Below are 16106 nucleotides of genomic sequence, written 5' to 3'. Positions count from 1 at the left end.
AGTTCAATACGTATGTGAGATTTTAGACTAACGACTCGAAAGCCCTTCCACACTACGTAAGCTATACACTCAGTGCTGTTGGTCGAGAAAATTGGTTGTTTGTCGAGTCATTTCCCTGTTGAGGAGCTTACGTACGTTGTTGAGCTAATTGGTCATGTTTTGATGAACAGAAGATGTAGATTTAGGCTTTTTTTGCGGCAGAAATCATTCAGGGATGGCTCGTTTCAGTACGCTTAGATCTTATCGGGAAGTTGGGGCTCAGGGTATTTTCTGGCTGGGGTACTTTCTGTTTGAATGGCTCAATACGGGGGCTTATCAGGATAATTTTCAGCAAAGTCTTTGTTTCATTACGCTGAACTTACCTCTGTTAATCGTAGCGGGCTACTGGCATCTGCTGGTAACTGTCCGTCACTTTCTGCTGTCAGGGCGTATGCCTGGGTTCTGGCTGAGTTTAATTGGTGGCTTACTGGTTTTCGGTCTGCTCAGACGAGCCGTCAATTACACCTGGTTCTACCCCGTCTATTATCCAAATGGTTTGCTCAAATCCTATTGGTACTGGCCTAAAATCTTGGCCGAATCCATGCAGTTGCATTTGGTAGTTGCCCTCTTTGTGACAGTTAATCTGGTTCGGCATGCTCTGCACCAGCAGCAATTGAGTGAGACCTATCGGCGAGAAAAGCTCTCGGCCGAATACCGCTTGCTTCAATCGCAGGTTCAACCCCATTTTCTGTTTAATACGCTTAATAACCTGATTTCCGTCTCGCTGCATCAGCCCGCCCAAATGCCGCATTTGTTGCAACGACTGGCGGGTTTGCTTAGTTATCAACTGCACGAAAGCCATCGTTCAACGGTATCGATTACGAAAGAACTGGCGTATTTGACCGACTATATTTCGCTGGAACAGATTCGCTACGGGAATCGACTGGATGTTCAGACAAACTTTAGTGAGTTAACGAATTTGACGAACCTACTGATTCCTCCCATGTTACTCTTACCCTTTGTGGAGAATGCGTTCAAGCATGGAGCCGCCCAAACCGAAGATGCTTGCTGGATACAATTACATTTGTTCCAGAGTGGCGACCGTCTGGTTTATTCGGTCGAGAACTCGGTGCCCGATGGAATTATATATCCGTCCACAACGGGTTTAGGCTTGACCAACTTAAAAAAACGGCTGGATATTCTCTTTCCCGGCAACTATGAATTAGTTACCCTACCAGAAGATGGTCAGTTTCTGGCCGTCTTAAAATTCAATGTAAACTAATGGCCATTCGCTGTTTTGTACTGGACGATGAACCCTTGGCAACCAATCTGTTGCAGGATTACATCAGTCGCTTGCCCGACCTGAATCTGGTCGGCATTTCCAACAGCCCGACTCAGGCCTTACAAACGTTACAGCATACACCGGTTGATGTCCTGTTTCTGGACATTCAGATGCCCCGTCTGACTGGTTTTGATCTACTGCGACCATTAGGGTACCGGCCTAAGGTTATTTTTACGACGGCCTTTCGGGAATATGCACTGGACAGTTACGAATTCGATGTTCTGGACTTTTTAGTAAAACCCATTTCATTCGAGCGCTTCCTCCAGTCGGTGGGCAAAATTTACCGTTTCTCCCCCATGACTCCTGTTGCTGTTGAGCCGCCGGAATCAGCCAAAACCGGAAAAGAGTACCAGTACTTCAAAGTCAATAAAGAGATGGTCAAACTCTTTCTGGAGGACATTTTATGGGTTGAAGGGCTGAAAGATTACGTACGGATTCATACGGTGTCGGGTCCTTTAGTATCTTACCTGCGGATTAGTTATCTGGAAGAGAAATTGCCCCCTGAACGATTTGTACGAATTCATAAATCGTTCATTGTCGCACTCGATCATATTCAGGCCGTTAGTGCGACCTACATCCGAATCAACAACGAGGAAATTCCTATTGGGCGAATTTATAAAGCCAAACTGGAGGAAGTCCTTCAACGGGACTAACCAAGTTGTGAGTTAGTAATTCGTTAGTATTTTTTGCCCTTAAACCTGTTTATTTGTCAAGCTTATTTACAATCAATCATTAATCCCAAATTCACGTTAATTAAGCAGTCAATAGCTGAACTCAAATGAAGAAAAGCATTCTAATCATGATAGCAGGCATCTCGCTGGCGTCGTCATCCTTTGGCCAAACAGCGTCACTTTCTCCTGTAGAGACCAAAGACCCCAATTCAGCCTATAAATCGGCTTTTCCTGGCCAAACCCGAATTGCCGGGATAAAATCAGCTACCAACTACGAAGGCAAGGTATTAACCGAAGCCTTGAAGAGTCCGTGGGGTATTACGAGCCTGCCTGATGGCCGACTGCTCATTACCGAGAAAGAAGGAACGATGCGGATCGTTACGACAGACGGTAAGGTGAGCGAGCCAATCACAGGTATTCCCAAGGTTAATCCATCTGGCCAGGGTGGTCTACTGGGTGTTCGGGTAGATCCCGCTTTCGAGACCAACCGAATGGTCTACTGGGTATTTTCAGATCCTCTTGCCGAAGGAAATCTGACGGCGGTTGCCAAGGGCAAACTGTCGGCCGATGAAAAAAAGATTGAAGGCGCAACGGTCATTTACCAGGCCACTCCTGCGTATAAAGGAAATCTGCATTATGGCGGTCGGATTCTGGTTGATAAAACCGGTAATCTGATCATTAGCACGGGCGAGCGTTCTGATCTGGTAACCCGACCACAGGCTCAGTCGCTCAATTCGGGACTGGGAAAAGTGATTCGTATCACGAAAGATGGTAAACCTGCTCCCGGCAATCCATTTGCGGGCCAAGCCGGTGTTCGACCCGAACTGTATTCGTATGGGCATCGTAATGTGCAAAGCCTTGCGTTTGATCCAGTAACCGGCGATTTATGGGAAGGGGAATTCGGGCCAAGAGGGGGCGATGAGATCAACCATATCAAACCCGGAAAAAATTATGGCTGGCCTACTATTACCTACGGGATTGAATACAGTGGCAAACAAGTGGGGGATGCCATTCAGCAAAAAGAAGGTCTTGAGCAACCCGCCTATTATTGGGACCCATCGGTATCGCCCAGCGGCATGACGTTCTACAGCAGTGATCGTATTCCAGAATGGAAGAACAATCTGTTTGTGGGTACGCTGAGTGGGATGCACATCGCACGGCTTGTTATTAAGGATGGTAAAATAGTGGGTGAAGAGCGATTGCTGGCCGATCAGTTCCAGCGTTTCCGCGATATAACTCAGGGTAAGGACGGTGCCTTATATGCCATTACCGACCAAGGACGGCTGTATCGCATCGATAAAAAATAGTGCTTAGCTGATCTGACTGATTTCCAGAAAGTAAGTACTTACTTTCTGGAAATCAGCATTTTACTCTGAACGTAAACTTTTGACCGGATTTATCAAAGCGGCTTTGATGCTTTGGAAACTGACTGTCAGTAGAGTAACCAATAGAGCCCCAAGGCCCGACACGGCAAAAATCCACCAGGAGATTTCAGTCCGATAGGTATAATTCTGGAGCCAACCAGTTAGAAAATACCAGGCCGTTGGGATTGCTATCCCCAGCGCAATGACGATCAGAAACACGAAGTCTTTAGAGAGTAATCCCCATAGATTCAGCACTGAAGCACCCAACACTTTGCGAACTCCAATCTCTTTGGTACGTTGTTCGGCGATGAACGAAGCCAGCCCGAACAGACCCAGGCAACTGATGAAAATGGCCAGTGTTGCAAAAAACGAAGCAAGCTTACTGATCCTTTCTTCATTACTGAATTTTTTAGCGTATTCTTCATCAACAAATTTGTAATCGAAGGCTGCCGAAGGGACTACTTTCTTGAAAACGGCTTCGATTTTTGGTAGGGCTTCGGTAGCACTGACGGTTGGTTTGATTTTTATAGCAATCTGGCTGGCGGCAGCATAATTAGCATCTAAAAAGAAAAACGCACGCTTCTGGGGCTCATAGGGCGAGGTCCTGACCATATCCTTAACCACGCCAATAATTTGCCGGGATGTTTTGCCGTCATAAAAGGTGATAAATTCTCCTATAGGGTTTTTCAGACCAAGGTAGTTAGCGGCCGATTCATTGATGATCATTTTCGTACTGTCGGTGGTAAAGGCTTTGGAAAAATCCCGACCTGCAATTAACTGCCAACCCACCACTTGACCGAATCCATACGATACATCGGTTAAAGCAAAATCGTCAGCTATCTCAGGGTCTTTGCCTTTCCAATTAAAACCACCCATATTGTTTCGAACGGCTGTCAGAGGGCTTGACGACAGCTCCATGCCAGCCACCATGCCTGTATTGAGCAACTCGCTTCGTAACACATCCAGTTTACCGGCATACTTGGGATCATTTTTCGGAATCGTAATCAGGCCTTCCCGATTATAGCCCACGGGGCGATCCTGGGCAAATTGAATTTGTTTGTAGACGACGATGGTGCCGATAATCAAAACAATCGAAACGACAAATTGGACAACCACCAGGATTTTTCGAGGTAAAGCCGCAAAGCGTCCTAATCGAAAGGTGCCCGGACTGGATGGTCCTTTCAGAACTTTTACTGGCTGAAAAGCAGACAAGTAAAACGCAGGATAAGCGCCAGCTAAAAAGGCGGTGACAGTAATAAATACCAGATTGAACAACCAAAAAAGTGGTCTTTCAACCGGCAACGATAATTCTTTGTCTGCCACTTGATTAAACCAGGGAAGAGCGATTGAAATGAGTACCATTGACACTACAAACGACAACATAACCACCAAGAAGGATTCGCTTAAAAACTGCTGAACAAGCTGATTTTTCAACGAGCCAATGGCTTTCCGCACACCTATTTCTTTCGCTCGTTTTTCGCTCCTTGCGGTACTCAAATTCATAAAATTGATACAAGCCAACAGCAAGACAAAAAGGCCGACAATACCAAAAAGCCAAACAAATGTGATGCGCCCACCCGCAGGCCTACCATTTTTAAGTTCCGAATACAAATGCCACTCGTTCATCGGGTACAAAAAAACTGCGTACTTGTATTTTGCTGCCCGCCCAGCCATGTCTTTTGGCGTGCTTTTCTGATAAAAATCGTTGATACGAGCATTGGCTGTTTCTAGTGAAATAGTAGGCTGCAACTGCACATAAATAGGAAATGAACTGTTGCCCCAATCGTTTTCAGTTTGTTTGATCCAATCATTTGACGCAACCCATAAGTCCCAGGGCGAAAAAAACTGCACTTCACCAAACCGATTATTTCGAGGTATATCTTCATATACACCTGTTACGGTCACCTCAATTCTGTTGTCAATTTTTAGTCGTTTATTGATGGGATCTTCCTGACCAAAAATGGCTTCCGATGCTGATTTTGACAGCACAATCGAGTGAAGTTCAGTCAACGATGCATAGTTTCCTTTGAGCATGTTCAGCGAAAGCATTTCCAACGCGCCTGCTTCAATAAATTCCCCTTTTTTGGGCATTTTTTTATCCTCCGTCGAAAGCGTATACTCCCCAACCCACCAGGCCATCAAGGTATGCTTAAAATAGTGCTGGTAATTCCGTTTTAGAGCGGTCCCCATCGGAAGTTGCATCGCATCTGTTCCATCCGTTTTTTGGATATTGGGGTCTGTATACAACCTCCTCACCTGGGCAATGGTCTCATAATTTTTATGATACTGGTTAAACGAAAGTTCATCGTAAATCCAAAGCCCAATGAGCATCGTCACAGCCATGCCCATGGCAAGCCCTGCAATGTTGATGAATGAGTACCCCTTGTTTTTGGCAAGGTTACGAAATGCGATTTTGACATAGTTGCGTAGCATATCCGTTAGTGCAGGTTGAGGATGTTTAGAAAGTGACTTATGAAAAAACGGAGTTAAGCAGTGGAGCACCGCCCAGCCGTACTCGCGCCGAGCGCGGGTCAGCCCTACCTGCTCCACGCGCTTATAGAATACTTCCTGCAAATCTCCCTGCACGTACTCCAATAGGTGTGGAGCCACGAACCATTCCAGGAGACGGTCAGCCCAACGAGGAGTTGGTGAGCCAGCATAGGGGGGCTCATTCGGGTTAGGTTGCTTACTCATAGCCCCAGCAAGTCAAATTTCCCCTCAGGAATGGACTGCCAGAGTTGATTACGCATCTGCTGAATCTCAAGCAATACCCGGCCACCGGCCGCTGTTAAGGCAAACAGCCGCTTACGGCGTCCTCCCCGCTCGGCAGTTGCCCCGCCCACCGAGGACGATAGAAATCCTTTTTCTTCGAGTCGATACAGGGTTGTATGCACTGCACTGACGGTGAAGCTTCGGCCTGTCTGGCGTTGAAGTTCTTCCATAACCGGAACGCCATAGACCTCTTCGGTACTAGCAGCCACAACCAGCAACACCAGCTCTTCCAACTCCCCCAATACGGTCTTTTTCATGCGAGTGTCAGGCTATTTTATTAGATACAATATCTTAAATCAAATCTGGTGCCAGAGTTAAAAAAGAGCCTTTAGAGCAAAACCAGCTTGATAATAGAAAAAGTGATGTCCAGAAACGGACGAATCATTGTCCATGATTGGACAAGAATAAGTTGGGAATTTTATTCTTTGAATCTATTGACGATAGGTAAACTGTAGCAGTGTCCGGTAGCCCGGAAATAGCATTTTTCACGGGATAGCTATCGGAATGTACTGCTCGGTCACGTTCCAACCCTCTACCGACACCATCGGTGTATTTGTAGTGGTCGGCGTGAACTCAATAAGTATACTTTTCTGCTGACCGGGCGGTATCGATATGTAGTTATCGCTGTAGAATACGGGTAGCAGACGCGTTTTCGTTGTCGCATCGACCAGCGACAGTCGATTGAAAAACGCAACCGGATTTCCGGCGGGGTTCGTTAGGGTTACGTCTATTTTTCCGCTGGCCACTAGCCGGGCTTTCACCTGAACGGGGGCTTTCGCCAGTTGCTGCAAGCCAGAATATGTCCCTTTTTCATCAGGTAGCCAGTACATATTTTCGCTGATGGGTTTCTTGTTCAGGTCGAGCAATTGCAACATCAGAAACGCTCCTTTGTCTTTGGTCAGCGCTTGCAACGAACGACCAATCGGCACGTACGGGCGAACCAGTGTAGAGCCTATTTCAGAAAACACCTGGGTAAGTGTAGTTTCTTTACCAGCCATGTCGTAGACCTTGATCACCATCATCATATCCCGATAGTAGCGAAATGTATTATTCACGACCATCACCATGCTATCGACGGGATTGTACATGATGTGTAGCGGTTCGCTCCCATTATGCAGGCCGTAGAGACAGGCATTGGGATCAAGGTAGTAATCGTACATCTGCCCCCGCAGGGCCGTCCAGGGGTTCTGCGTTTTCCAGATGATTGTTCCAGTATACCAGTCCCACATGTGCGAGCTGAATCCTTCCATCAAGGCCCGGTATTGATCGTAATTGACGAGCTGTGCTTTCCTGGCGAAATCGCGCACGTCGGTTGCTTTGCCATATGGATCGATGGAGGCATCGTAACCAATGTATTTGTGGTAATCCCAAACTGAATCGACCTGACTTTTACCGTTTTTCGCATAAATGGGTGCGACTAAGTTCTCCCTGGGAATGAACCGCTCCAATGACGTATAATCACCCACGCCAACCGAACCCACTTCTGAATTAAATGGCCAGGTTCGGTGCGACCAGAATTGGCTAATTGGCTGAATACCATACGGACCATCACCGTTTCCGCCCAGAAAGTTGAACGACATTTCATCCGAGTTCGAGTAATCAATGAACCAGCGCGTGCCATCCAGTTTCGTCAAAATCGAGTCACGGAGGGGTGTCATGATGTCTTGCGGCAAGGTAATTTCATTTCCTCCGCACCAGATCGCCAGTGATGCATAATTGCGGATCATCTTGATCTGATCAATCGCCGATGTTAGAAAAAGGCCGTGATCGTCGGGGTAATTCCGGCGTGTCCACTGATCTTCTTTCTTCATCGGATCGACCCAGCGACCATTACAATCGCCCGATCCCCAGAAATCCTGCATCACCAACAGCCCGTATTTGTCACAGGCCTGGTAGAATTCCGGTCGTTCTGATAAGGCACCACCCCAGATACGAATCAGGTTCAGATTCATATCGCGGTGGAATCGGATTTCTGCATTGTATCGCTCGGGCGTAAATCGCAGCATCGCATCGGAAACAATCCAGTTGGCTCCTTTGATGAACACCTTCTGCCCATTGACCAAGATCTGGCGACTTCGGGTCGTACTGTTCCACTCGGTCTGAATTTCTCGAACACCCACCAATAGATTTTCCTCATCCGATACGGCCTTATCACCCGCCAGGAACTGTATGTTCATCGGATACAGGTGTTGTTCTCCATAACCAGCAGGCCACCACAACTTCGGCTTAGCCAGCGTCAGCGCGGGTAAATCAACGATTGTTGTTGTGTTGGGAGCCAGACTAACAGCCTTCGTAACGATCTGCCCGTTTAGCGTATAACGTACCACGCCTGTCTGCCGGGTAGCAGATGTATTTTCCAGCTCGGCGGATACGCGGACAGTAGCCGGTTGTTGCAGCCCATCGGAAAGGCGTTTGCCGGGAACGATCGTAACAACGTGTGGATTTTTCAGGTTGACAGTACCTGTCTTTTCGATGGTCACTTTGTCCCAGATTCCCGTGTTCCGGTCCCGAATGGGCTGAATCCAGTCCCAGCCCGCTACGTATTGATGCGCCACGTTTTTGGCAATAGTCCCATCGCCCCCTTGTCCACCATTGGGATTTCCAACTGGATCGGGCGGATGAACAATAACCGCCAATCGGTTTTTACCATCCTTCCGAAGCAGCGACGTAATGTTAAACGACTGTCGCAGAAACATACCCACAAATGGGCGCTTGTTGACTTGCTGGCCGTTCAGAAACACATCGCAACTGTAGTTGATCCCCCTAAAATTCAGCCACACCTGTTCGCCCGCTTTGGGCACTTCCTGAAAATCTTTCGCAAACCAATAGGTGTAGTAGTCACGCCCAGTGGTATAGATATCCGGGATTTTGTTGTTGTTCATCCCGTAAAATGGATCAGGCACCTGCTTATTCGCCAGCATGGTTGTCAGAACAGTTCCCGGAACAACGGCGGGTAACCAGCTTGATAGTGAATACGTTGGCACAGAAATGGCTAAACCCGCATCCTTCGTCTTTGTGATCGGACTGCACTGCCAACCTGTATTCAGTTCATACTGTCTTTGCGCTTTCGTCCAGAACGGGATAGTCAATAGCAAAGCGATCAGTAGGTAGTTGAGGAATTTCATTAATCGGAATTCAGGTTGCGGGTGATAATTTCTGACAGGATTAACAGGATAAAAGCCCGTTAATGGTTGTCTTCTTCGTGGGTACAGGAATCGTCAGTATAAGGTTATTTCAGACCATTGACGACTGGATCAAGAAGCGCTTTGTGCTTTAGATCGTAGATGTACTCCCAGAACATAATTCCTCCCAGGCCTTTCTTTTTCACATAGTCCAGCTTCGGAACGAACGATTCGACATCGGCATAGGAAATAAAGGTTCGTGAGGTTGGATTCCACAAATATGGAGCCTTGGCATCAGCATCCCAATAGCGCACAAATCCGTTTTTATTGATGTATTTGTCCACCAGTTCATCGTGGCTAATGAACGAGTGTTTACCTGTAGAAGGCTGATACAGACCATTGTCAACCGGACGAACGTCGGCCCAGCCACGCCCGTAGAACGGAATTCCCAGTACGATTTTACGCGCAGGAACGCCCGTCCGAATATGTCCCTCTACCGCCGAGATAGAGCTATTGCGCGATTGATCCCCTTTTTTAGACTGCGCCAATGGGCTATGATGACCCGTAACTTTATCGTTGCCGTGGTAGAGGTCATACGTCATGATGTTAACGTAATCCAGGTATTTCTGAGCTTCTCCCAAATTGGTGTGGTTCACAAAAACCGTGTCGCCCCCGGTGGCGGCTGTCAGCAGATAATGATTGGCGCCAGTGCGCTTGTCTATTTTTCCCTGCTCATCGAGTCGATCTCGAATGGCTTTCAGATACAAGGTAAAATTGGCCTTATCTTCGGGTCGAAAGATATTGCCTGCGCCAATCTGATCTGGATATTCCCAGTCAATGTCAACGCCATCGAGTTTATATTTTTTCAGGAATGACACAGCACTGTTGGCAAATTTCCGACGTGATGCATCCGTCAGCGCAGCATCCGAGAAATACTTGCAACCACCCCAACCACCAACCGAGATTAGTATTTTCAGGTCTTTATTAACTTCCCGTAGTGAGGTCAATGCGGCCAGATTAGCAGCGTCTTTAGCCGAAATCGGAGCCAACTCGCCATTCTCGGCGGGAATGGCAAACGCATAGTTAATGTGCGTGAGTTTACGAGCTTCGATCTGGTCTTTTGTCCAACCGTTTCCGCTTACATACCCAATGAGTACATACCGTTTAGCAGGAGTCTGAGCAGCTACCTTCGAGGAAACTGAGATCAATAAGCCGAATAGACAAACGGCCAATGAAATAGATAGGAATGATAAATGCGGCTTCACTATTCTTTGGTGAAAAAGTGTAAGCGGCAAAGATACCTGCATTTTTAATTTTTTTTAATAATCTCAACGCCTAAGGTCACAGTCTCATCAGCAAAAGGGTCAAGTGCTCCATTGGAATCCCAACAGAGCGCTTGACCCTTTTGCTAATCTATACTCGTTTAACGGCCTATTTTGTTACCTTCATCGTGCCCTGCATTACATAAAAATGACCTGGAACAGAGCATTCGTAGGTATAATCGCCAGGTTTTTCGGGGGCAATGAAGTAAATGGTTTCGTTTGTGTTGGGCTGCAACAGATTGGTGTGATGCAGCACTTTATCGGTAGCCGGAATGTAATTTTTCTCTTGCCCTTCCAGCCCTAATTTCATAGCCAACTCACCCACCTGAATAGCCGAACCGGGTTGAACAACCACAAAGTTGTGAAGCATATCGTCCTCGTTATTAAAGATAATACGCACTTTACTACCTGCCCTGACCTGGAACTGCTCTGGCGTAAATTTTAGTCCAGGTTTAGTGCCTAGCGTGATCGTATAATCGGGTTCGCCCCAACCTGCCGGTAGTTCGGTTACGCGCTTGGCTGTTGCTTTAGTCGGACTGACTTTTGTTGTAGTAGCCTTTGCTTTAGCCGCTGTCGATTTTGCATTTACAGGCGGAGTTGAAGCCGTCGAAGCCATACCCATTTCGGCATGATCATGCTTGGGAGCGGCAGGTGCAATGGCAAGCTTTTCGCCATCAGGAAGGTTATTCAGCGTATAGTAACCAACATTATGCAACAACGCCCGACCCGTTTCCGAGCGAACTCCATTGGTCGTGATTTCGTGGATATAACCCAGTCGCAGGCTATCCACCACTAATCGCGCTTTCAGTCCATCTTTCGATACCACGATGCCCCGGATAGGGCAGCCAGCCCGGTTAATAACGGGACTGCCATACGTAGCATGGTATTTATAATTGAATCCGGTCACTTTGTAGGAAGCCGGATCGGCGGCTAATTCCTGATCAACCGGGGCCGTAAACTCAATTTCGAAGCCGTCGGGCATAGCGTGAATGGTCTTCATTTCGAACGGCATTCGCCCTGTCCAGACCACACGCTGCAAACTATACAACTCTTTCCCGGTCGACGACCAACCCCGGCTGGTCATGCCTACGAACATAGAGGCATCGTGACCCCATACCATCCGCAGCACGCCCGACGAGAAGCCTTCCCGAAAAGGAAAAACAACGCCCTGATACTCACCTTTCACTTTCTCGAAATCAACCCGCGAAAGAATGCTTTGTCCCTGATCGCCAACGAACACCTGATTCGCAAAAGGACCGAATTTACCGTTGGTATTGTCGGACAGAAATCCAGATGTCGATATGCCCAGAATACCATGTGGCAACCAGACAGCGGGCGCTTTCAGGGCTGGAAATCGTTTGGCTACGTCATATAAAGGTTCGCCCGTATTGGGCACCTCTTCTGGTTTTAGTTTCAATGGAGAACCCGGTAAATCCGTCCAGCGAAGGCTTTCGGCATTGCCCAGAAAATCGCCTTTCTCAACCTGTGAAATTCGCCCCGATCCAACCCAGTCACCCTGGTTTTCGGTGTAAAAGAAATCGCCAGCTGCGTTCATGCCATAACCCGCTGGCGACCGCATCCCAGCCGCAAAGGGCATCATTTTGCCGTCGGGCGTAATTTCCAGCGTCCAGCCGCGCCAGGGAGCCAGACTCACCCCGTGCCCTAGGCTATTGCTCCAGCCTACATTCAGGGTAACCAGCATGTTGCCATTCGGCAGAAAGGTTGGCCCATACGAATATTCGTGGTAGTTACCCGAGAGCGGCCACGAATAGATTTTGTCATAGGAATCAGCGCGTCCGTCGCCATCCGCATCATGCAGCCGGGTTATTTCACTCCGCTGAGTGACGTAGATATCCCCATCTTTGTAAGCCAGCCCCAGCGGTTCGTGTAAACCAGAAGCAAACCGTTTGTACGTTGGGCGCTCCGTACCACTTATGTACGGATTTGTCACTAGCCATACATCACCCCGGCGCGTACAGATCGCCAGACCACCGTCGGGTAGCGTAGCCATGCCACCCACTTCCAGAATGACATCTTCCGGAACAGATAGTGAAATCAGTTTGTAAAAATCGTCCTCTTTTTCGGGATCGGCTTCTACTTTAGCTAAGCCTTTGGGAGCCGGAGCTGGCTGCTTACTGCTCGAACTGACGGGTTGCCCGGTCTTGGATTGAATTTGCGCTAAACCAGGCTGGCTAGTCAGACAGAAAAGACCAGAGACAACCAGAGTGGCTATTCCCAGCTGGTTTAGGGTTTGATGAATTATCTTCATAGTGCTTTCGGGAAAATAGCCTCTTTACCAGACAATTGAATAGGTGACAGTACCGGCACCATTCACGGCTTTTACCGGTAGCAATAATTCTTTCGTGTTTTTGGCCGTCGTACGGATAACCGGTTTTTCTTTGCCCGGTAGTTCAATGAAATACTGTTTGTCATTGATGGCATACAGACCATTGGGCAGTTCGACAATATCCCTCCCTTCGGCAAGCCGGCACCAGATATCCTGTGTGGCGGGTGTAACAGTAAATGAGTGCGCCAGTTTCCGGCCTTCGTTGGCCGACATAAACGATTCCCGGACACTTGCAGTACCGAGTGTATATTTAAAAACCGGTCGTCCCGATTTATCGACATCGTAACCCAGGTTGTTATAGGTAGCATTGGAGTCGGGCCAGGCAGCATTCTGATCGGCCAGAAAAGCAAGCGACGGTTTTCCCGATCGTTCGATAACACTGCCGAGCGGAACCGACAACTGCGTTTCACCCCGACCATGCCACATTGGGGTCGTTTCTAAAAAATCACCCCGCCAGAATTGCAGGAACTCGCCTTTCCGGAGGTCAACCGTATAATTCACCAAATCCGGCTCACCCACCGATATGGTATGCGTGTGCTTAGTCCCCTGATGATTCACAAAGCCACGCTGCATGACCGGTTCGTTTTTAGCCAGCACAGCAATCTCGCTAACCGGATCTTCAGCCCGGATAACCGGATTCAACGTAGTGTAGGGAACACCGGGCCCTTCAATGGACAAGAGAATGTCGTTACTGCGAGCGTACCACAACCCGAAGTTTTTGTAATAGGCCAACTCAAGCGGATAATCACCTGCTGGAAGAGTCAATTTCGTGGCGACGAATCCGCCATCTTCTGTCGTAACACCAACCACTTTTTTGCCTGCAATTTTCAGTTCGCCAGCCCCGTTGCGAACTTTAGTGTTCACTTCGGCCGGAATCCAGCGCAGGTGCAGGTTGAGTAGATACTCGCCCGTGTGCGGGATGTGAAGAGTGCCCGTGATTTTACCGGCAAAATTATCCCGACTACCAGGTGCCAGATGAGCCAACACATCAATGGGCATTTCCCGTTTGGGTGTGAGCGTACTGAACTCATCGACAGACTGGAACTTGCCGTCGTAGGCTTTCAATTGAAGATTAGTTAGCGTAATGGGTTCAATGCCATAGGCTTTGTAGCTGATATTTCGAATAGAAACCGGGCCATGATCGCCCTGAATCATCAATGATCCTGTGGGTTTTTCATCCTGAAAGGCAGCTGATCTCGTGGGGCCGGTTACTTCAATATTTTGGTGAATAGTCACCCCATTCATCATGACTTTTACGAAGCGAGCGTTGGCAATTTTCTCCCCTTGCGCGTTGAAACGGGGTGCCCGGAAACTGATTTTCAGGTGCTGCCATAAACCGGGGGCGCGGCTGACATTTTGTACGGGAGGATGGCCTTCGTAGCCTTTCCGGCCTTCAGGTCGGCTATCGTCCCAACGCTCGTAGATGGCCCCACAATCCAACGATTTAGGGTCTTTGACTCCCCAGCTATCGAACAGTTGCACTTCATAACGACTCTGGAGATAAATACCCGAATTTGAGCCTTTCTCCATCATGAAATCCAGCTCCAGATCAATATCTCCGTGCTCCATTTTGGTGAAGATGTGATCTTTGCTCTTACCCGATAAATCATTGGTCAGGACGCCACTGCCCGATTTCAGACTTCCCCCACCGCCTTTATTGAAATCGTAGAAGACATCACTAACCAGTTTCCAGTTAGCACCGGTTGGCTTGAAATCATTCAGGGTCTGAAGGTTAATTGCTGTATAAGGCAATTCGTTTTGCTGGGCCTTTACGCCACTGATCATAACGAATAAAAGCAACAGGCTAAACCAGAATTTATGCTGCATTACTACCACAGTTAATATATTGACAATTAAACGCTTACAACTGGCTTTTCATTTGATATTTTTAACCATAGAGGCCCAGAGTCTTACTATTGACGGATATGACCCCGACAGGGTCAGATAGTTATAGTCAAGCTTGTTCTATATACATCTGACTCCATCAGGGTCATACCAATTTTCCTTAAAATTCAAGCTTACTCATAGCTGTTAAACCTCAAAAGCAGTCCACTTTTCGGTGCTTTGGTGGCTTTTAACAACGTTATCAATGAACGCCATTCCCCGAATACCTTCGTTAACCGATGGGTAATCCAGCGCTTCAGGAGAAGGCGTTGTTCCGTCGATTCGAGCGGCCAGCGTGAGTGCAAAATTACGGTACAAATTTCCGAACGCTTCCAGATACCCTTCAGGATGGCCACCGGGCGTGCGACTATTGTGTAGTGCAAACGACGACAGGTTATCCTTGTAGCCTGTTCCGGCGCGATAAATCTGGGTTGGCTTATCCTGCCATTTTACCAGTAACGTATTCGGTTCCTGCTGAGCCCACTCGATTCCCCCTTTTTCGCCATAAATCCGGATTTTCAGGGCATTTTCTTCACCAGCGGCTACCTGCGAAGCCATTAAAACGCCCGTAGCACCATCTTCAAATTTCAGCAATACATTGCCATCATCATCCAACGCACGGCCTTCTACCATGATCGATAGATGAGCGCATAAATCGGTGATCTTCAAGCCCGATATGTACTCTGCCAAGTGGGCTGCATGCGTGCCAATGTCGCCCATACAGCCACTTTTACCTGATCGTTTTGGGTCGGTTCGCCAGGCGGCCTGTGCATTACCTTCCCGTTCGGTGAGCTGGCTGAGCCATCCCTGTGGGTACTCAACCCATATTTTGCGAACTTTCCCAAATTCACCCGCCTGGACCATTTGTCGTGCCTGCTTCACCATAGGATACCCAGAATAGGTATGCGTGAGCAGTAACAAAAGGCCCGTTTCCTCCACTTTTTGTTTTAACTGTTTGGCTTCGTCGAGGGTGAAGGCAATGGGCTTTTCGATAACTACATGAAAGCCTTTCTCCAGAGCCAGCATAGCCGGGGCAAAATGGGCGAAGTTAGGCGTCACAATCGTGACAAAATCGATCCGTTTTTCGGCGGGAAGAGCGGCTTCTTTTTCCAGCATTTCCTGATACGTCAGGTACGTACGATCGGCGGGCAGAAACAACGATTGAGCACTATCCTGAGCAACTTCTGGATTAATGCTAAGGGCACCACAGACCAATTCAATAGTGCTGTCCAGATTGGCAGCATGCCGGTGAATGGCACCAATGAAAGCGTCCTTGCCGCCCCCAATCATGCCCATTCGTAAT

The 16106-nt window shown here is 48.0% G+C and carries 10 protein-coding genes; 3 read left to right on the top strand and 7 right to left on the bottom strand.

The features are described from left to right. Nucleotides 1-214: 214 nt before the first annotated feature. From GO755_RS03545 to GO755_RS03535, 3 genes are all read left to right on the top strand, one after another. Nucleotides 215-1261: a sensor histidine kinase gene (locus GO755_RS03545; protein WP_157583171.1), complete on the top strand. Its 1047-nt coding sequence runs from the start codon at nt 215-217 to the stop codon at nt 1259-1261. Further along, nucleotides 1261-1974, top strand: a complete 714-nt coding sequence (locus GO755_RS03540; protein WP_157583170.1) for a LytR/AlgR family response regulator transcription factor — start codon at nt 1261-1263, stop codon at nt 1972-1974. The genes GO755_RS03545 and GO755_RS03540 overlap by 1 nt, the downstream gene beginning before the upstream one ends. Nucleotides 1975-2120: 146 nt before the next feature. Then, nucleotides 2121-3299 (top strand): PQQ-dependent sugar dehydrogenase, encoded by a 1179-nt coding sequence (locus tag GO755_RS03535; protein ID WP_394350999.1) that lies wholly within the window; start codon nt 2121-2123, stop codon nt 3297-3299. A gap of 60 nt (nt 3300-3359) precedes the next feature. Here GO755_RS03535 and GO755_RS03530 read toward each other — a convergent pair whose 3' ends face one another. The 7 genes from GO755_RS03530 to GO755_RS03500 form a co-directional block, all read right to left on the bottom strand. Then, the gene (locus GO755_RS03530; RefSeq protein ID WP_157583168.1) at nt 3360-6050 is read right to left on the bottom strand and encodes an ABC transporter permease; all 2691 of its coding nucleotides are present in this window, start codon (nt 6048-6050) and stop codon (nt 3360-3362) included. Further along, nucleotides 6047-6385 (bottom strand): PadR family transcriptional regulator, encoded by a 339-nt coding sequence (locus GO755_RS03525; protein ID WP_157583167.1) that lies wholly within the window; start codon nt 6383-6385, stop codon nt 6047-6049. The genes GO755_RS03530 and GO755_RS03525 overlap by 4 nt, the downstream gene beginning before the upstream one ends. A gap of 228 nt (nt 6386-6613) precedes the next feature. Then, nucleotides 6614-9253: a glycoside hydrolase family 2 protein gene (locus GO755_RS03520; protein WP_157583166.1), complete on the bottom strand. Its 2640-nt coding sequence runs from the start codon at nt 9251-9253 to the stop codon at nt 6614-6616. Between the two features lie 104 nt (nt 9254-9357). Beyond that, complete coding sequence (locus GO755_RS03515; protein WP_227686854.1) at nt 9358-10458, bottom strand: glycoside hydrolase family 18 protein; 1101 nt, start codon at nt 10456-10458, stop codon at nt 9358-9360. A gap of 223 nt (nt 10459-10681) precedes the next feature. Then, nucleotides 10682-12841 (bottom strand): plastocyanin/azurin family copper-binding protein, encoded by a 2160-nt coding sequence (locus GO755_RS03510; RefSeq protein ID WP_157583164.1) that lies wholly within the window; start codon nt 12839-12841, stop codon nt 10682-10684. 24 nt (nt 12842-12865) lie between these two features. Beyond that, nucleotides 12866-14746, bottom strand: a complete 1881-nt coding sequence (locus tag GO755_RS03505) for a 3-keto-disaccharide hydrolase (protein ID WP_157583163.1) — start codon at nt 14744-14746, stop codon at nt 12866-12868. A 204-nt stretch (nt 14747-14950) separates the two neighbouring features. Continuing rightward, entirely contained in the window at nt 14951-16099 is a 1149-nt protein-coding gene (locus GO755_RS03500) for a Gfo/Idh/MocA family protein (protein ID WP_198174750.1), read from the bottom strand. Nucleotides 16100-16106: the final 7 nt, after the last annotated feature.

It is taken from the genome of Spirosoma arboris (assembly GCF_009754945.1).
Lineage (GTDB): Bacteria > Bacteroidota > Bacteroidia > Cytophagales > Spirosomataceae > Spirosoma > Spirosoma arboris.
The sequence above is the reverse complement of the archived record's forward strand: the minus strand, read 5'-3'. Positions and strand labels throughout refer to the sequence as shown.